At 59.6% G+C, this 19,026-nt stretch carries 16 protein-coding genes and 1 pseudogene; 4 read left to right on the forward strand and 13 right to left on the reverse strand.

Going from position 1 to position 19,026, the window contains the following annotated elements; all coding sequences use genetic code 11:
- Positions 1-199: 199 nt before the first annotated feature.
- The 4 genes from AC06G5_RS21465 to AC06G5_RS21480 all read left to right on the forward strand — a co-directional run bounded on the left by AC06G5_RS21465 (position 200) and on the right by AC06G5_RS21480 (position 3,462).
- Positions 200-1,057 carry a GNAT family N-acetyltransferase gene (locus tag AC06G5_RS21465; RefSeq protein WP_008017097.1) on the forward strand — a complete coding sequence of 286 codons (858 nt, stop codon included), beginning with the start codon at positions 200-202 and terminating at the stop codon, positions 1,055-1,057.
- Between the two features lie 61 nt (positions 1,058-1,118).
- A complete protein-coding gene (locus AC06G5_RS21470) occupies positions 1,119-1,826 on the forward strand; it encodes a cupin domain-containing protein (protein WP_413704318.1) in 708 nt (235 codons plus the stop codon).
- Positions 1,827-1,909: 83 nt separating this feature from the next.
- Positions 1,910-2,134: a twin-arginine translocase TatA/TatE family subunit gene (gene tatA / locus AC06G5_RS21475; RefSeq protein WP_008017102.1), complete on the forward strand. Its 225-nt coding sequence runs from the start codon at positions 1,910-1,912 to the stop codon at positions 2,132-2,134.
- A gap of 143 nt (positions 2,135-2,277) precedes the next feature.
- Positions 2,278-3,462 carry an aminotransferase class V-fold PLP-dependent enzyme gene (locus AC06G5_RS21480; protein WP_413704317.1) on the forward strand — a complete coding sequence of 395 codons (1,185 nt, stop codon included), beginning with the start codon at positions 2,278-2,280 and terminating at the stop codon, positions 3,460-3,462.
- An 83-nt stretch (positions 3,463-3,545) separates the two neighbouring features.
- Here the strand turns inward: AC06G5_RS21480 and AC06G5_RS21485 are convergent, their stop codons facing one another.
- From AC06G5_RS21485 to AC06G5_RS21545, 13 genes and pseudogenes are all read right to left on the reverse strand, one after another.
- Positions 3,546-4,376, reverse strand: a complete 831-nt coding sequence (locus tag AC06G5_RS21485) for a substrate-binding periplasmic protein (RefSeq protein WP_413704316.1) — start codon at positions 4,374-4,376, stop codon at positions 3,546-3,548.
- Positions 4,377-4,602: 226 nt separating this feature from the next.
- Entirely contained in the window at positions 4,603-5,682 is a 1,080-nt protein-coding gene (locus AC06G5_RS21490; RefSeq protein WP_413704315.1) for a tartrate dehydrogenase, read from the reverse strand.
- A 41-nt stretch (positions 5,683-5,723) separates the two neighbouring features.
- A complete protein-coding gene (locus AC06G5_RS21495; protein ID WP_413704314.1) occupies positions 5,724-7,181 on the reverse strand; it encodes an NAD-dependent succinate-semialdehyde dehydrogenase in 1,458 nt (485 codons plus the stop codon).
- 176 nt (positions 7,182-7,357) lie between these two features.
- A complete protein-coding gene (locus tag AC06G5_RS21500; RefSeq protein ID WP_480459917.1) occupies positions 7,358-8,221 on the reverse strand; it encodes a methyl-accepting chemotaxis protein in 864 nt (287 codons plus the stop codon).
- A pseudogene (locus tag AC06G5_RS21505) lies at positions 8,216-9,439 on the reverse strand (nitrate- and nitrite sensing domain-containing protein); the annotation flags it as partial. The gene AC06G5_RS21500 and the pseudogene AC06G5_RS21505, both read right to left, overlap by 6 nt.
- A gap of 209 nt (positions 9,440-9,648) precedes the next feature.
- Positions 9,649-10,806, reverse strand: a complete 1,158-nt coding sequence (gene argE / locus AC06G5_RS21510; protein WP_413704313.1) for an acetylornithine deacetylase — start codon at positions 10,804-10,806, stop codon at positions 9,649-9,651.
- On the reverse strand, positions 10,803-11,957 hold the full coding sequence (locus AC06G5_RS21515; protein ID WP_413704312.1) for an NAD(P)/FAD-dependent oxidoreductase: 1,155 nt from the start codon (positions 11,955-11,957) through the stop codon (positions 10,803-10,805). The genes argE and AC06G5_RS21515 overlap by 4 nt, the downstream gene beginning before the upstream one ends.
- Complete coding sequence (locus AC06G5_RS21520; protein WP_413704311.1) at positions 11,954-13,345, reverse strand: FAD/NAD(P)-dependent oxidoreductase; 1,392 nt, start codon at positions 13,343-13,345, stop codon at positions 11,954-11,956. The genes AC06G5_RS21515 and AC06G5_RS21520 overlap by 4 nt, the downstream gene beginning before the upstream one ends.
- Positions 13,327-13,635, reverse strand: a complete 309-nt coding sequence (locus AC06G5_RS21525; protein WP_413704310.1) for a (2Fe-2S)-binding protein — start codon at positions 13,633-13,635, stop codon at positions 13,327-13,329. The genes AC06G5_RS21520 and AC06G5_RS21525 overlap by 19 nt, the downstream gene beginning before the upstream one ends.
- Positions 13,632-15,476 (reverse strand): ABC transporter ATP-binding protein, encoded by a 1,845-nt coding sequence (locus AC06G5_RS21530; protein ID WP_413704309.1) that lies wholly within the window; start codon positions 15,474-15,476, stop codon positions 13,632-13,634. Before AC06G5_RS21530 ends, AC06G5_RS21525 begins: the two co-directional genes overlap by 4 nt.
- Position 15,477: 1 nt before the next feature.
- Positions 15,478-16,350 (reverse strand): ABC transporter permease, encoded by an 873-nt coding sequence (locus AC06G5_RS21535; RefSeq protein WP_413704308.1) that lies wholly within the window; start codon positions 16,348-16,350, stop codon positions 15,478-15,480.
- Positions 16,347-17,303 (reverse strand): ABC transporter permease, encoded by a 957-nt coding sequence (locus tag AC06G5_RS21540; RefSeq protein ID WP_008017120.1) that lies wholly within the window; start codon positions 17,301-17,303, stop codon positions 16,347-16,349. Before AC06G5_RS21540 ends, AC06G5_RS21535 begins: the two co-directional genes overlap by 4 nt.
- A 46-nt stretch (positions 17,304-17,349) precedes the next feature.
- Entirely contained in the window at positions 17,350-18,996 is a 1,647-nt protein-coding gene (locus AC06G5_RS21545) for an ABC transporter substrate-binding protein (RefSeq protein ID WP_413704307.1), read from the reverse strand.
- Positions 18,997-19,026: the final 30 nt, after the last annotated feature.

Consider the following 19,026-nt stretch of genomic DNA (forward strand, 5'->3'; position numbering starts at 1 on the left):
TCCGCATCCTGAAAGTCGATCCAGTATTTGCTGCCGATACTGCTTCTCATTTGAGCAGTAAATGTGGCCTGCAAAGCTATCGCTTAAAGAATCTACCGAATCAATGGAGGCCTCTTGTCAGGCCTCGCAGCAGGTGAGATACAAATACTTTCCACGGAGAAATCCGACCGGTCACGCTCCCTGTATACGGAGATCTGTCATGTCCAACTCGCAACGCCCTACGTATAGCTATCGCCCCATGACCACGGCCGATGTGCCGTTGGCCCACGCCTTGTCCGTACAGCTGAAATGGCCCCACCGCCTGGAGGAATGGGCCATGTTGCAGCGCATCGCGCAGGGTTTTGTCGTAGAAGATGGAGGTCGCCTGATAGGTACCGCGTTCACCTGTGCGCAGGGAGATTACGCCACTATCGGCCTGGTGATCGTCAGTGATGAGTACCAGGGCCAGGGTATCGGTCGCAAGCTGATGGAACTGGCACTTGAGGCTTGCGGATCACGTACCGCCATGCTCAATGCGACGCTGGCCGGTGCCCCACTTTATGCCAGCCAGGGATTCATTGACTTTGGACATATTCAACAACATCAGGGGCATGCGCTCTCCCCTGTACCAAATGTTCTTCCAGCCGATGAGCGCTGCCGTCCGCTGACCGAAGCCGATAGAAACGATCAAGTCGTACTGGCCAACGACGGCAGCGGCCTGAACAGGCACGCCGTGCTCAATGATCTATTCGATGTTGTCGAACACTCGGTCGGCATCGAGCGCGAGGGTCAGCTACGCGCCTTCGCCATGCTGCGCCCATTCGGCCGTGGTCGCTGCATCGGCCCGGTCATCGCGGAAAGTCCAGAGCAGGCCAAGCACTTGATCGCGGTGTTGTTGGCCCGAGTTCCGGACGCATTCGTGCGCATGGATATACCGTCCGATAGCGGACTGGCCCCTTGGCTGGAAGAAGCCGGGCTGAAGCAGGTCGACACCGTTGCGCAAATGGTTCGTGGCACCCCACCGCAGGCTATCGGCGCAGTCCGCCAGTTTGCGCTGGTGACTCAGGCCATCGGCTGACTACCCCCCCCCGCAAATCCATACAACGCCACACGACGCATATTTCTGGAGCAACTCCTTCATGCAAGAGCTCACTGCAGTGCTGCTGGCACACGCCGATGGCAGCCCCGTTTCAACAAAATTTACCCCCGGCTCGCTAGGGGCCAACGATCCGTTCGACAGACACATTGCATATGTCGGGACGGATGACATTGCTGCCGGCGTGGTCCAGGCGAGTGGACAATTCAGCGTCAATGAATATCCCTACAGCGAAATGATCGTGGTACACACAGGACAAGTCACCCTGCAGAGTCAGGATGGCACGCTCCAACTCAATCCCGGTGATAGCGCAGTGATTGCCCGGGGTACATCTCTTCAAGTCGAAGCGCAACCCAACTCTCTCTGGGCATTCTGCGCCGATACTCAGCTCGTTGCCGCGTGCAATCCCGGATTAACGCCTCTCCCCCCGCTAACCCTGCTATCTCCCTCGGCAGCACCGGATGCAGAAATCCTGCTAAGCCCGGCACCTCAATGTCGCTCGCACAATGTGTTTGTCGAAGAAGCGACCAACCTGCGTATCGGCGTCTGGGACTCGACACCCTATACCCGCAAGGCGAGGCCGCACATGCTGCATGAACTGATGAACCTGCTCGAAGGCAGTGTGACCCTCCAGATAGCGGACGGGACGCATCTGACGGTCAACACTGGCGATACAGTGTTCGTGCCCCGAGGCGCACCATGCGCCTGGAACAGCAGCACCTATGTGCGCAAGTTCTACGTCGTCAAGTAACTCGAACCGCCTTAGCGCCGCAGATGGATTTCTCCTTCACCGGCCCACCACAAAACAGATCAATCGCTTGCGGAGTACAGACAATGGGATTGGGTGGCTTCAGTACCGGAAAACTCCTGATCATCCTGTTGATCGTGATCATGCTGTTCGGAACCAGGCGCCTGAAAGGCTTGGGGTCAGATCTCGGCGACACGATAAGGGGGTTCCGCAAATCCATGGGCGACGATAAGCCAGTCACTGAGCAGCCCAGGGACCCACCCATTGACGCTCAGGCACGCACGCTCGAAGACTCGGTAAAAAAATACTAACCCCTAATCTATATCGTCTTTAGCGAACGGCTATTGGTGGTCCAGACAGCTCTGAAGAGATCACTAATCGTGCCATTGAAGCTCGTCGGCGTGGCGAATGCCCAAGCCCAAGTAAACAATTCAAACAGAGGTGAGAAGCGAGAATGGAAGTGCAGCTGATGTCAGACAAGTCTGTCACTGAGGAAGCATTCTGGGAGCGCGTGTGCGCAGCCTATCCTGAGCAGCGCCCCTTATTGAACCTGAACAACGCGGCAGTGAGTCCGCCACCGCTGGTGGTAGAGCAGGCTATGATTGATGCCTATCGGCTGATCAGCCACAACCCGGACGTCAATATGTGGAGCAAGCTCGACGCCGAGCTCCCCACGATCAAGCAACAGCTGGCTGACATGGCCGATTGCGATCCCGATGAGATCGCCCTGAACCGCAACTCATCCGAAGGCTTGTCGACAGCCATCTTCGGCATTCCATTGAAGGCCGGCGACCAAGTGCTGGTCTCACTGTGGGACTATCCGAGCGTAATAGCCGGATGGTTGCAGCGTCAGCAGCGCGAAGGCATCGAAGTGGTGACCGTCGACTTCGACCTGATGGACGATGAGAATGTCATCGTGCAAGCGTATGCACAGGCAATTACCCCGCGTACACGGGTGATCCAGCTGACCCACATGCTTCATTGGACCGGGCGAGTCCTGCCGGTCAAGCGCATCTGTGCGCTAGCCAGAGCGCGGGCAATTGTCACTGTGGTGGACGGTGCCCAGACGTTTGCGCAGATGCCGCTCAGCTTCCGCGAACTGGATTGCGACTACTTCATCACCAGCCTCCACAAATGGCTGGGGGCGCCGGTCGGCAATGGCATGCTAATTGTCAGGCGCGACCGAATCGACAGCACTTGGCCGTTGCTGGGGCCTTTCGATCCGCCGCCGCTTCAAATCGACAAATTCGACCACTGGAATCTCGGCACCTATAACTCGGCGATACAGGCGGGCATTGCCCCGGCTATCCGTTTCCATACACAAATCGGCACGCGAGTCATTCACGCACGCCTACAGGAGCTGACCCGCTACTGGGTTGACCTCGCCAAAGACATTCCTGGTTTCAGGCTCCACACGCCACTTGATACCGTCGAGCTGGGCGCAGTAAGCCTGTTCTCTATCGATCAATGTGATGCTCGATGGGTTGAACAGGAGCTTCGAAAAACCCACCAGGTGCATGTCAAGTTCCGCCAGATCAGGCACATCAGCGGACTTCGGGTGTCGCCGAGCATCTACACGAAGAAGAGCGATCTAAGCCGCTTTGTTGAGGCGCTAAAGCAGGTGGTTGCAAGCAGGTAACCCCGGCGGGCCAGGGGATACACTTGAGACCCGCAGAGGCAGTGGCCCCTGAAGGCAGCTTGGGTGTGTTCCCCCCACCGCTGCTAGATGCCATCACCCGAGGAGTACAAAGGGTTAACCAAATCGTAATTCTTTGTCAGGCGCTCGATGCTGCCATCACGCTCCAACTCCGCCAGAACCTTATCGAGACGCTGCATGAACTGGGGCTTGTAAGGATAAGCCGAAGCATTGAGCCGGGTATAACCAAGGTACCCCGCCTCACCGGAGAGCCAAGGTCCTTCGACTAGCCAGTTGAGATCGTTCTGGGCAAAGACGCCCTCGCGTTGCATCTGCTCAAGTTCCCATTGGACCGAAAGGCGGTCATTGATATAGACATCTATTCGTCCATGATAGAGCCTGGCCAGGTTGCTACGATTGTCGTTGGCATAACTCTGCTTCAGGGCCCCTGTAGCGAGCATGCTTTGGTAGTCCTGGTCGTCAATGCTCATGAACCCTCTGTTCACGCCAATACGCAGACCGCTATAGCCGAACGGGAAGTGTTCGACCGGTCGTATTCGCGCCAATTCTGCTCGCACAAAGACGACTACCTTCTCCCTCAATATAGGCCGCGAGAAGTCCATCCAGGGCCGTGCGCTGGGTCGATGGTAGGGTGGATAAAGAGCAAAGGCGCGGCCGCTGGCCACTTCCGCCAGACCGCGCGCCCAAGGCACAGGACGAATGTGCACGTTATATTCCGGCATGCGGGTAAAGGCGGTGCGCAGAATATCGGTGTAAAGCCCCTTGGCCTCATCACCCTCGGCATAGCTATAAGGCGGGTAGCCGGCGTCACAGAGAATGACCACGTCTATGGGGGACCCCGCCCAACTCTTGGCGTGCATAGCGCAGCCCACCAAAACCATCAATAACATCCGCATACTCAACTTCCTTCACATTCCTTTGATCCCTCTTCGCTGGCCCTTCGCAATACTGGAAAGAGCCGTTCGAAGCGGTTCCACTGCGCAGGCGCCCGGTAGGCCACTTTGAGCAGAGACTGTCAGAGGGGTATTTGCGCGCGATAAAAAAAGCCCGCAGTGAGACGGGCTAGAAGGGTGATACACAGGAATGAGTGGAGCTCTCCTGCCGACCTGTTGTTATCTGGAGTTAAAGCGCCGCAGCGATGGCCATACCGACATCCTGGGTCGAGCCTTGTCCACCCAAATCAGGGGTGATCGGCCCCTCGGAGATGACCTGCTCGATAGCCTTGAGAATGCCGTCATGGGCCGCACGGTAGCGCTCATCGCCATTGCCCAGGAAGTCCAGCATCAAGGCACCGGACCAGATCATCGCAATCGGGTTAGCGATGTTCTGTCCATAGATATCCGGCGCCGAGCCATGGACCGGTTCGAACAGCGAGGGAAAGCGCCGCTCCGGATCGAGGTTGGCAGAGGGGGCGATGCCGATGGTCCCGGCGCAGGCAGGCCCCAGGTCGGACAGAATGTCGCCAAACAAATTCGACGCCACCACCACATCGAAACGATCCGGCTGCAACACGAAGCGTGCACAGAGAATGTCGATGTGTTGCTTGTCCCAGCTGACCTCCGGGTAATGCTGCGCCATTAGCGCGGTGCGCTCGTCCCAATAAGGCATGCTGATGGAAATGCCGTTGGACTTGGTGGCCGCAGTCAGACGTTTGCGCGGCCGGGTCTGGGCCAGATCGAAAGCGAACTTGAGAATCCGGTCCACGCCGCGCCGGGTGAACACCGACTCCTGCAGCACGAACTCATGCTCGGTGCCTTCGAACATCTTGCCGCCGACCGACGAATACTCGCCCTCGGTGTTCTCGCGGATCACCACGAAATCGATGTCCCCGGCTTCGCGCCCGGCCAGCGGGCACGGCACACCAGGAAACAGCCGCACCGGACGGATATTCACGTATTGATCGAAGTCACGGCGAAACTTCAGCAGCGAACCCCACAGGGAAATGTGATCCGGCACTTTATCTGGCCAGCCCACGGCGCCAAAGTAAATCGCATCGAAGCCCTTGAGTTGTTCGAACCAGTCGGCAGGCATCATCTGCCCGTGTTCCAGATAGTAATCGCAGTGGGCCCAATCGAGCACTTCGATGCTCAAGTCCAGCTGCCATTTCTTCGCGGCCTGCTCCAGTACCCGCAGCCCTTCAGGCAAGACTTCCTTGCCGATACCATCGCCGGCAATCGCGGCGATTCTGAATGGTTTACTCATCAATCGTGGCTCCTCAATATCCTGTTCAAACGGTGACCGGATCACAGCCCACCGATGTGGAAGGCTTTGACTTCCAGGTATTCATCCAGGCCGTATTTGCTGCCTTCACGGCCCAGACCCGATTGTTTGATACCGCCGAATGGGGCGACTTCCATGGAGATGAGCCCGGTGTTGAGACCGATCATGCCAAACTCCAGCGCCTCACCGAAGCGCCATGAACGGCGCAAATCCTGGGTGAAGAAATAGGCGCCCAAGCCATAAGGCGTGGCATTGGCCAGGGTCAGCGCTTCTTCTTCACTGGTAAAGCGCATCAGCGGTGCGACTGGGCCGAAAGTTTCTTCGTTGGCCAGCAACATCCCGGCATGGGCCTCACCGAGCACCGTCGGCTGGACGAACTGGCTGTCGCCCTCGGGGACGCCGCCACAGAGCAGACGGGCTCCCTGACTCAACGCATCGTCGATATGCCGGGCAACCTTGCTCACCGCCGCCGCATTGATCAGTGGACCGATGGTGACGTCGGCGTCCAGGCCATTGCCGACCTTGAGTTTGCCCACCTCCTCCACCAGGCGCTGGGCGAAGCGCTCGTAGATCCCGTCCTGCACCAGAATCCGGTTAGCGCAAACGCAGGTCTGGCCAGCGTTGCGGAACTTGCTGAGCATGATGCCCGCCACTGCCTGCTCCAGATCAGCGTCGTCGAACACAATGAACGGAGCATTACCGCCCAGTTCCAGACTCAAGCGCTTGATGTGTTCGGCGCTCTGGCGCATCAGCAGCCGGCCGACAGCGGTGGAACCGGTGAAGGAGATCTTGCGCACCGTCGGGTTGCCGGTCAGTTCTTCGCCGATGCCGGCGGGCATACCGGTCACTACGTTGAACACCCCGGCCGGAATGCCGACGCGCTCGGCGAGCACCGCCAGAGCCAGGGCGGACAGTGGAGTCAGATCCGAGGGTTTGACGATGACCGGGCAGCCGGCCGCCAAAGCGGGTGCGCATTTGCGGGTGATCATCGCGTTGGGGAAGTTCCACGGGGTGATCGCGGCGCAGACGCCAACCGGCTGCTTAAGCGTGAGCAGGCGGCGGTCGCCGCTGGGTGCCGGGATGGTTTCGCCGTAAACCCGACGGGCTTCTTCGGCGAACCATTTGACGAAACTGGCGCCATAGCGGACCTCGCCCTTGGCTTCATTCAGCGGCTTGCCTTGCTCGCAGGTCATGATCAACGCGAGATCGTCCAGGTTGTCGATCATCGCCTGATACCAGCGTTCCAGCAGCGCCGCCCGTTCTGCCGCCGGGCGTGCGCGCCAGGCCGGCCAAGCGCGTTCGGCAGCGTCGATGGCGCGTCGGGTTTCGCTGCCTTGCATCGCGGGTACGCGGGCGAGCAACTGGCCGCTGGCCGGGTCGATAACGTCCAGGGTGGCGGCGTTGTCGGCGCTGATCCACTGACCGTCGATGTAAGCGAGTTCTACCAGCAGGCTGGGGTCTTTCAGGCGATTGTTGAGCATGGTCGAGTCCTGTTCCGAGACAGGCTTCAGTCTATTGTGTCGCCACAGACGAGGATGCTGAAAGCGCCGCCAGGGCAGCCTTGAATGCTGAAAATCAGCATTCGACAGCAGGCTCTACTGTTGGTTTGTGAGGGCTTTCGTCCCGGTTCCCGTTACCGAGACGCAGCGAGCCCCGGTCAGACGACAAAGTGCTTGACCATGCCATTCAGCTCGCTGGCCAAGCCCGCGAGTTCCCGGCTAGAGGCCTGGCTCCGATTGGCGCCAGCTGAGGCCAGTTGGGAAACATCACGGATATTGAGCAGGTTGCGATCCACCTCACGGGCTACATGCGATTGCTCTTCGGTGGCACTTGCAATACATAGATTGCGTTCGTTGATCTGGGCGATGTCGTCTACGATGGCATTCAGTGCCGTGCCTGCCGCACGGGCGACCTCCAAAGTTTCCCGGGTTTTACCATTGCTGCTCTGCATGGCTCGCAGGGTGCCTTGACTGCTTTTTTGCACCGAACCGATGATGGTCTCAATCTGTTTGGTCGACTCCTGGGTTCGTTGCGCCAAGGCCCGGACCTCGTCGGCTACCACGGCGAAACCCCGTCCGCTTTCGCCCGCGCGAGCCGCCTCGATTGCCGCATTCAAGGCGAGCAGACTCGTTTGTTCGGCAATGCCGCGAATCACATCCAACACCGAGCCGATGTCACCTATCTGGCCTGCCAGGGTTTGCAGGGCGCTTGCGGTATCCTCGATATCCTCGGTCAACGATTCGATGGCACCGACTGTACGGCTGACGCTCTCTTGCCCCTGACGCGAACGCTGGTCTGCTGCTTGGGAAACCTCCGAGGCCCAGGCGGCATTCCGCGCAACGTCTTCGATCGCACCCGTCATCTCTGTGACCGCAGTGGCCGCCTGGTCGAGTTCAGCGCTCTGCCGTCGCACACCACGGGTGGCGTCATCGGTCACTGAACTTAACTGAGCTGACGTCGTGGCCAGTCGCTCGGAAGAACTCAAAACCTGCCTGACCGTACTGCGCAGGTTCATTTGCATGCGCTCAAGCGCCTGCAACAGGCGCGCCGCTTCATCCATACCAACGATATCCAATGGTTGGGTCAGGTCACCCTCGGCGATACGCTCGGCTGCTGCCATGGCCATCGCCAACTGTTTAAGCAGACGCAGCACGATCAAGGTGGCCAAGATACCGCCAGCCAACAGCAGCGCCAGCAAACCTGCGGACATCAGGATGACGCTCTGCCGGGCGCTGTCGCGACGCTCTATCAGCGCTTCATCGAGCGCCGTCAGCGCTGAACGGCCAAGGGCGTACAAGGCGTCAACGGGTTTACTGTAAGCAGTCAGATAGTCGCCGACCGGGTAACTCAGCTTAAGCGCGTACAAGGCATCGGTAGGCTCGTTATTTCCTGCGGGGCTTACGCTGGGCGCGAAATCCATGTCCATTTCGACGGCCGATACCAATCGCGTATTGCTGAGTTCAAGCGCCCGCTGGATTTGCGGTCCTAGTGCCGCTAGCGGTGCTTCTAGCAGAGCCTTGAGTTCCGGCTCGGCGGCACTCGCCTTGGTCAAGGCACGTATCGTCTTGTCAACGCTGCTCAGCGCCTGGGTAGCCAAACCACGCAGTGCACCTTGTTGCTCAGGCAGGATCCGGCCCTGCGCCAGATACAGGCCGCCGGCACCCCGCAACTGACCTAATAACTCGGTGGCTTGCGGCAATTCGATCAAGGCACCCGCCATTAGCGAGTAAGTCCCTAAAACCGGATCCAGGGAAAGTTTGAAGTGATCGAGCATTGCGTCCTCGATCAGCAGGTAGGCTGCGATCAACTGGCTATGACGGGCCAGACTCTGCGGGCCCTTGACTGAGGACTGAGCAACCTGGCCGGCCAGCTCTTGCCATTGTTGCTGCGCCTGTCGCCAGGCAGCCAGAATGGTGGGGGAGACTTGGGCGTCCTGTAAAACCCGATCGGTTGCCTCGATGGCGCGATCCACTTCGGCCTGTTTATCCAGACCGGTTTTGTGGAAGTCCCGGTTGCCGGCCAGCGCGACGGATGACAAATCGCGATGCTGCTGCGTCAAGTGGATAAGCTCGAGCAACGCCTGCACCGGTCGTACGCCGCGAAGCTCCTGATTTGTCTGGTAGCTACTCTGATAGGCGCCAAGTACGTAAAGGCAGGTTGGAATGGTAATCAGGGTCACGGCTAGCAAGCCGAGCAAGACGAACTTGCCAGAGAATGACAGGCGCTCAAGCACTTTCATGGGGGGACTCCGGAAGGGTTGCGAGTGGCTGGCGGTTTTTCTTGATAGGCGCAGTCAAGCAAGCCTGGGAAGCCTTTCTCAGCACTTCCCACACTGTCAGTACGATGAGCGGGTGAACTCAAGCTCGGGACGTCACGCGTTCCTGGACGCCATTCCATAAAGGGGCCATAAGCGCGGTGAGCGAGTGTTCGGACCAGGCAAGCGGAACACTAAAGCCGCATCGAGCCCAATAACCCTTGTAGAAAGTGCTCGCCGGCTTCCATCTGGCTGATCTCGATGAACTCGTCAGGCTTGTGTGCCTGTTCTATCGAGCCTGGGCCACAGACCACCACCGGCACATCCAGGCGTTGTTTGAACAACCCGCCCTCGGTGCCGAATGAAACTTTGGCAGTGCCGGTGTCCGGGGCGGCGAAGTTTTTCAGAAAACGCACCGCTTCAACGCTCGGGTGGGTATCGAGGCCCGGATAGACGTTCAGGGTTTCGATCTCGATATCCGCCACGCTGGACAGCTTTTTGGCTTCGCGAACGATCAGCTCGGCCCGTTCGCGCATCTGCTCCAGGAACTGATCCAGGTCGTCCGCCGGCAAGTTACGCACTTCGAAATCCAAGGTGCACAGGTTCGGCACGATGTTCAGCGCCTTGCCGCCGACAATCTGCCCGACATGCACGGTGCTGTAGGGCACGTCGTATTCGGCATCCTGAGCGCCCTGCTCTTGCAGTTGCTGCTGGCCCTGACGCAGCGCAGCGATGAAATCGCAAGCCACGTGAATCGCATTGACCGAGCGTGGCGCCAGGGAGGAATGGGCCTCCAGGCCGCGACAGTAAGAGCGGTAAGAACCCTTGCCCTTGTGCCCAAGAACAAACTGCATGTTGGTCGGCTCACCGATCACGCACAGAAACGGCCGCACCGGCGCCAGATGCAACACATCCAGTAAGCGTCGTACACCCACGCAGCCGATTTCTTCGTCATGGGACAGCGCCAGTTGCAACGGCCGACTCAACGGATGATCGGCGGCATCGAGCATGGCGTCGATAGCCAGTGCGACAAAACCCTTCATATCGCAACTGCCACGGCCATAGATCCGACCGTCCTGCACGCTCGCCTGAAACGCCGGAAAGGTCCAGGCCTGCCCCGCTGCCGGCACCACGTCGGTATGGCCGGACAGCAGAACCCCCGGCACCTCCCGCGGACCGGTACTGGCGAACAGGTTGGCCTTTTTGCCGCTGGAGTCTTTGACGATCAGCGACTCGATGCCCTTGGTCAGCAGCAGATCGCGCACGTACTCAATCAAGGCCATGTTCGATTCCGAAGAAACGGTTTCAAAGGCCATCAGGCGTTTAAGAATGTCCAGTACACGGGGCTTCATGAGGCCTTGCTCCGTTGCTCGACTGAAGAGGCGAACCGGTTGATGGAGAACGGCAAAATCGAAGTGCTGGTGCTGCCGGTACTGATCAGCTCGGCCATCACGTCGCCGACGCCCGGGCCAAGTTGGAAGCCATGACCGCAGAAGCCGAACGCATAGAACAAACCATCAACGGTGCCGCTTGGCCCCATCACGGGCAGTGAATCAGGCAGGTAACCTTCGATACCACTCCAGACCCGAATGATGTTCAGGTTGCCGACACCCGGCAGCAGGCGACGCATCTGATCGAACTGATTGAGAATGCTGCGCGGCTCGACATAGGCCCGGCGGTTGAGCATGTCCGGTTCGCTGCGATAGCCGCCACCGATGATGATGTTTCCACGGGGTATTTGGCGGAAATAAATCACTTCCTCGGGAATCTTGGTATAGACACCGAGCACTGTCGGCAAGGCGTAAGGCACCGGCTCGGTCACGGCCATTTGCGGACCATGGGTTTCCAGCGGCACCGGCTCGCCGAACTGCGCCGAGAGTTTTTGGCCCCAGGCGCCAGCGGTGATCAACAGCTGAGCGGCGCTGAACTGACGACCGTCGGTGGTGCTGATGTGGAACTCATCACCGATCTTATGCACCTCGGCCACTTCCGTGCGCTCTTCGATCCGCGCACCGAGGCGTCGTGCTGCACGGGCAAACGCCGGGGCCGCCAGACGCGGATTGGCGTGACCATCGTGGGGGGCATAAGAACCGCCCTTCACATCCGGGCCGAGAAATGGAAAGCGCTTGTGCAACTCGTCGCCACAAAAGATCTTCAGGTCCAGCTGCTCCGCCTCAGGAGCGTCTGCGTAGGCTTGCAGCTCGGCGATCTCGTCTTCGCGGTAACACACCCGCATATGCCCGCTGGCGATGAATTCCAGGTCATCGTCGATCAGCTCCGGCAAACGCTTCCATAACGCCCAGGAACGATTGGCCAGTTCCAGCTGCCCGAGAAAACGCCCTTGACGTCGCACGTTGCCGAAATTCACGCCGCTGGCGTACTGACCGATCTGGTCTCGCTCCAGCAAGATCACCGACTGCCCGCGCAGGCGCAAGAAAAACGCCGCCGCTGAGCCCATCAGGCCGCCGCCAACAATCACAACATCGGCTTTCTGTACCGTCATGGCGACACCTCCTCGGTGAGTATCGAAAGGGGTTTAACCGGCGCCTGACCCCGTTGTCGGCCGACCTGTTGCACGCTGACGCCCGCGGCAGCGGCAATCACCTCTGCCCCGGCTTGCGAGCAATAACGCCCCTGGCAGCGGCCCATGCCGACCCGGCTGAAGGCCTTGGCCCGGTTGACTTCACAGGCCCCCTTCTCACTGACGGTCCGACGCAACTCACCGGCAGTGATCATTTCGCAGCGGCAGACGATCGCCTCATCCGGTAGCGCTTTGGCCTGGGCGGAAGGCCAGGGAAACGCCTGTGCCAGACCGAGGCGAAATTCATCCATCACCGCCAGTGCATGGCGTTGTTCGTCGCGCAACCCGACGTTTATCGGTTGCTGCTGATCCTCCAGCAGCGCCATGGCCACCAGGCGCCCGGCGTGCTCGGCGGCATCGGCGCCGCGAATCTTCGAACCGTCACCGGCGGCATACACGCCGCTGACCGAGGTCCGGCCGTCTTCATCCGTAGCCAGCCACCATTGGCTCGACGCTTCATCGAAGCGCATACGGCAACCGGCCAGGTCGGCCAATTGAGTTTCCGGGCGCAGGTGATAACCCAGCGCGACGGCATCGCAATCCACCGTCAAGGTCTCACCACGTGCCGTGCGCACGCGTACGGCACTGACACCGCTGGCCGCATCGCCCTGCACTTGAAGCGGCGAAATGCCCAGATGCACCGGGATCTTCGCGCGATACAACTGCGCCAATAACTTCATCCCGGTGAACAGCAACCCCGGGCGTGCCAGCAGTTTCGGCATGGCAAGGATGCGTTTGCTCAGAGGCGAAGTGTCGAGCACTGCCGCGACCTTGGCTCCCGCCTTCACATACTGACTGGCAACCAGATACAGCAACGGCCCGCTGCCCATGAACACCACGCGGTGGCCGATGGACACAGCCTGAGATTTCAGGGCGATCTGAGCACCGCCGAGACTATACGTGCCCGCCAACTGCCAACCTTCGATCGGCATCAAGCGGTCGGTGGCACCGGTGCAGAGGATCAGCGCGTCGTAATCCACTGTCGAGTGCTTGCCCTGGCTGACACAGCACAGTTGGCCCGGTGTCAGGTTCCACACCAGCGTGTCCGGGCGATAATCGATCTGCCCGTGCAAGCGGTCGAAGCTCTGGTGCAGGTCGTTGGCCTTGGCGGCTTCGGTGCCATACAGCGTGGCGTAATTCCGGGTAAACCCTTCGGGTTGGCGCCGGTAGATCTGCCCGCCATCCCGGCGATTCTCGTCGATCAGGATGGGCTTGAGTCCAGCGGCGACCAGGGTTTCGGCACAACGTGTGCCGGCCGGTCCGGCGCCGACGATAACGACTCGATGAGTGCTCAGCCGCGCAGTGGCCATATCGCCTCCGGTTGTGTGGTGACAATATCCAGGCCTTCACGGACCTCATTGGAACAGGCGCGTAGACGCTCGCCGCTGCGGGTCCAGACCCAACAGTCCTGGCAGGCTCCCATCAGACAGAAACCGGCGCGCCGCCCTGGATCGAACTCCGATTGGCGCAACGTCGAGCCCTGAGTCAGCAACGCAACCATCAGCGTATCGCCCTTCAGCGCCTCGATCGGCATGCCGTCGACCTTTAATTGGACGGTTGGCCGATCCTGTTCGGCCAGCCTGACGAAACGCCCGTTCATGCATAGGCTCCCACGATCATGTTGTTTGAATACTGCTGAGTTTTTATCAACTCCGCACTGTCGTGATGGCAAAGGATTTCACTGCCGCCAACAATCATCCGGCGGTCCGGCGGGACGCAATTACACAGACCGTCAACCCGCACAGGACAGCGATTGAGGAAGGTGCACAGCCCTGGCACATTGGCCTTGGCACCTATGGGCGGCAGCGTGCCACAGGTCGTTGTTCCGCAGCTTTCCAGCCAGCCCTGGCGCAACTCCGGAACCGAATGGATCAACAGGTCGGTATAGGGATGGAATGGTGCTTCGGCGTACGATTGTCGAGTACCGGCCTGAATCTTGTGGCCGCTGTACATCACCACAATGTCGTCGCACAGGGCTCGCACGGTGGAGATGTCATGGCTGATAAACAGATAGGACACCCCCAGTTCCTGTCGCAGGTCGCGCAGCAGTTCGAGAATCGCTGCACCGACCACGGTATCCAGCGCCGAGGTCACTTCGTCGCAGAGAATCAGATCCGGCTTGGCCGCCAGGGCCCGGGCCAGATTGACCCGTTGTTTCTGCCCGCCGGACAGTTCGTTCGGACGACGTTCAGCCAGCGTGCGCGGCAAACGAACGAGATCCAGCAACTCACCGATACGCTCGCGCAAAGCCGCACCCTTGAGGCCGAAATACATCTTCAGCGGGCGACTCAAAATAGTGCTGACACTGTGCATCGGGTTGAGTGCGGTGTCGGCATTCTGAAAGACCATTTGAATGCGTCGAAACTGCTCGTCGGTGCGCGACGACAGACTGCCACCCAGGGGCTGGCCATCGAAGGTCAGCCCGCCGAGGGCCGGCGCCAACAACCCGGCAACCACCCGTGCCAAAGTCGACTTGCCAGAACCTGACTCACCGATGACGCCAATCGCCTGACCCCGACGCACGGTCAGATCAATGTCCTCCAATACGAGGATCGATGGCATGCCATGCGAGTTTTTGTTGCCGTAACCGGCGGTCAGACCCTGAATGGTCAGCAAAGGCGTGTCTTCAGCGACACCGCAGGGTGGACGGATAGTGGTGTCCGGCCGTGCTGCCGCCAGCAAGCTGCGGGTGTATTCGTGGGCCGGGCCTTTAAGCAAGGGTGCCGTGGCGCTCTGCTCGAAGATCTCACCGCCATTAAGCACCACGATCTGATCGGCCATCTGCGCCACTACCGCCAGGTCGTGGGACACGTAGACCGCCGTCGCGCCACGCTCACGGACCACCCGTTTGAAGGCGCGCAGCACATCGATCTGGGTGGTCACATCAAGTGCCGTCGTCGGTTCGTCGAGCACCACCAGCAATGGATCGCTGATCAGCGCCATAGCCGCCATCACACGTTGCAGTTGCCCGCCGGAAACCTGATGAGGGTAACGCTGGCCAATGTGATCGGGGTCTGGCAGGGCCAGGTCGCGGAACAACTCGATGGCCTTGGCCTCAAGCACAGTCCTGCTGCCCAGGCCATGAATCAACGCGCCCTCCACTACTTGGTCGATAAGTTTTTTCGCCGGATTGAACGCCGCGGCGGCGCTCTGAGCGATGTACGACACACGGTTGCCGCGCAAGCCTTGCAGCTCGCCTTCGCTCAACGCCAGCATGTCGTGCTCGCCGATCTGCACCGTCCCGCCCGCCAACCGACAACCGCGTCGGGCATAACCGAGTAACGCCAGGGCGATAGTGGTCTTGCCGGAGCCGGACTCACCGATCAACGCCAGCACTTCGCCTTTCTGCAGGGAGAAGCTTACGCCCTTGACGATTTCCACCTCACCAAGCTCACCACAGGCGACCACCCGCAGGTCCTGAACCTTAATTAACTCGCTCATTTCAATGACCTCCCGAACGTCGACTACGTCGCGACGACAGTCGGTCGATAAACAGATTCACACCGATGGTCAGGGTGCCGATGGCCAAAGCCGGAATCACGATGGCAGGCGCACCCTGGTTGAGACCGCCGATGTTTTCGCGCACCAGCGACCCGAGATCGGCATCCGGCGGTTGCACACCCAGGCCAAGAAAACTCATACCGCTGAGCAACAACACGATGAAACCGAAGCGCAGCCCCAGATCTGCAAGCACCGGGTTGAGCATATTCGGCAGAATTTCCACGCAAGCCACATACAGCCGGCGCTCGCCACGGGTACGAGCTACCTGCACGTACTCCAGCGCCTCAATGTTCACCGCCATGCTGCGGGCGATGCGGAATGCACCCGGGGTGAAGCTCAATACCGCCGTGCAGATCAACAAGGTGACCGAGGAGCCGAAGGCCGAGACCATGATCAACGCCAGCATCTTGCTGGGGATCGAAATGAAGGCGTCCATCAAGCGACTGATCAACTCATCCAGCCACTTCGGCGACACCACCGACAGCAACGCGAAGCTGGTCCCCATACCGCTGGCCAACACCGCCGCCACCAAGGCCAGGCCGACGGTGAATCGTGCGCCGACGAGGATCCGGCTGAGCATGTCGCGGCCCAGGTAATCGGTGCCGAACGGGTAAGCAGCGCTCAGGTTGTCGAAGACATTGTCGGAGACCACTTCCCCTACCGGATGCGGTGCCAGCCATGGGCCGAAGATGGCCACCAGCAACCAGATCACACACATCGCAGCGCCGATCAGGCCGAGCCAGGACGATCTGTGGGAAACCTTGCCCAGCGCCAATTTGGTGGTAGCCGGCGATTTCACAATGAGATTGTTCATTGATTTCTCAGCCTCGGATTGGAAAGAATCGCGCACAGGTCGGCAATCAGCACCAACGTCAAATACGCCGTACAAAACAACATGGTGCAGGCTTGAACCAGGGCCATGTCGCGGTTGGTCACGGCATCGACCATCAGGCTGGCGATGCCGGGGTAGTTGAAGATCGTTTCAACGATCACCACCCCGCCCAACAGGTAAGACAGGCTCAAGGCGATGGCATTGGCGATGGGCCCGATGGCGTTGGGCAAGGCATGGCGTAGAACGATCCGAATCTTGCTCACACCTTTGAGCCGGGCCATTTCCACGTAAGGGCTGTCGAGCTGATCGATCACCGCCGCCCGGGTCATGCGTGCCATTTGCGCGACAATCACGCAGCACAGCGTCATCACCGGTAAGGCGTAAGTGCGCATGAATTGCCAGGGTGACGTGATGTCACTGGCGTAGGACAACGCCGACAACCAACCCAGGTTCACCGCAAAAATCAGCACCGCCAGGGTCGCAACCAGAAACTCTGGCACCGCCACCATGGTCAAGGTAAAAAAGCTGAGGACACTGTCGATGCGCCCGCCCCGGCCCATGGCCGAACCGATGCCCAGAATCAACGCCACCGGCACTGATACCAGCGCCGTGGCGGCCGCCAGCATCAGGGTGTTGGGCAGACGCCCAGCCATCAAGTCTCGGACCGGCATGGCGTTGGATACCGACTGCCCCATGTCACCGCTGAGCAGGCTCATCAACCAGTGCAGGTAACGCAACACACCGGGCTGATCCAGCCCCATTTTCAGGCGCAAGGCTGCCACCTGCTCGGGCGTGGCGAATTGCCCCAGAGACTGTTGTGCCGCGTCTCCCGGCAGCACCGCCGTGATGGCGAACACCACCATGGACACAATCAACAAGGTCACGATCGCCGCGCCCAAGCGCCGGCCGATCAACCACAGTGTGTTGCTATTCATCACCCAATCCTCATGCAATGTAGCTGCAGCAAAAACCCAACTTTCATCAAGCGTCCAGCCAGACCTGCTCGGCAAACATGTACCCCATGAAACCGCCTAGAGGGTTGGTGCCGTAGCCCTTGACTCGCTGATCGGCGGCATCGATGTTGCTGATGAACACTGGCACGCCGATACCGCTGTGCTCATGCACCAGGGTTTGCATATCTGCGTACATCTTGCCGCGCTTGGCCTCGTCGGTTTCACCTCGGGCTTGTACCAACAGTTGGTCGAACTGTTCGTTTTTCCAGCCGGACTCATTCCAGGGTGCTGTCGACTGGAAGAACTGCGAGAAAAGCATGTCGGCATTGGGCCGCGGATTGATGTTGCCAAAGCTCAGTGGGTGCTTCGCCCAATGGTTGGACCAGTAGCCATCGCTCGGCAGACGGTTGACGTCGAGCTTGAGCCCTGCCTCTTTGGCTGACTGCTGCAGCAGCACGGCGATGTCCACCGAACCGGTCGCAGCCGGCGAGCACATCAGCGGCATAGTGATGCTTTCCATGCCGGCCTTTTTGAGCAGGAACTTGGCTTTTTCCGGATCGTAGGCACGCTGTGGCAGGTCGGCGTTAAAGAAGCGCGCACCCGGTGCGATCGGGTGATCGTTGCCAACCCGGGCGTAGCCACGGAATATCGCCGACTTGATTTGCTCGCGGTCCATCAAGTATTTCATGGCCTGCGTGAACTCCGGGCTTTGGCCCGGCATCTGGTCTTGACGGATAATCAGGTCAGTGTAGTTACCCGACGGCGAGTCCACGACCCGATGCTTGGGGCTGGCCTTGATGCGAACCGTTGAGCGCGGGTTAACCTCGTTGACGATGTGCACGTCGCCCGACAACAGGGCGTTGATCCGTGACGACTCGTCGGCAATTGAGATAAATTCGATCTCGTCCAGGTAGGGCAAGCCGGGTTTCCAGTAATTGGTATTGCGCACAGCAATCGAACGCACCCCGGGCTGGAACTCCTTGGCCTTGAACGGACCGGTACCGATGCCCTGGCTGAAATCGCTCGTACCCTCGGGAACGATCAACATGTGAGAGACGGCAAGAACCGACGGCAATTCAGCATTCGGGCCGCTCAATTGTATCTGCACTTCGTGGGTACCGACGGCCTTGACCTCGGCGAACTGCGACGCCAGCGGCAGGACCTTGGAACCGGTGAGAGGATCCTTGTGCCGCAACAGCGAAAACACCACGTCAGCGGCGGTCAGCGCCTTGCCGTTGTGGAAGGTCACTTCCTTACGCAGGCTGATCACCCAGAGCGTGGCGTCAGTGGTTTCGATACGCTCGGCCAACTCCAGTTGCGGCACCATATGACTGTCGAAACGCGTCAGACCGTTGTAGAACATGTAATGGCGCACGTAGTCGGTGGACCCTGAACCTTTGGCCGGATCAAGAGTGTCGGCGGTGGAACTGGACGAGCCTGCGACGCGGATACGACCGCCGGGCTTGCCTTTGCCAGGGCTTGCAGCTTCATCATCGGCAAACAGCTTGCCAGCGGCGCCGAACAGACTACTGGCGCCCGCGACAGCCACCCCGGCCAACCCCAGCATCTGCAATGCATTGCGGCGTGACATGCCGCGATTGAGCCCTTCGAAAACGCGCAGACTTTCTTCACCGGTGATCAGCTGGGAGTCGATATTTTTTTTATTGTCAGTCATGTCAGTCCTACCTTTCGTCAATGATAAGGC

Source organism: Pseudomonas sp. WT-JTC (genome assembly GCF_056711565.1).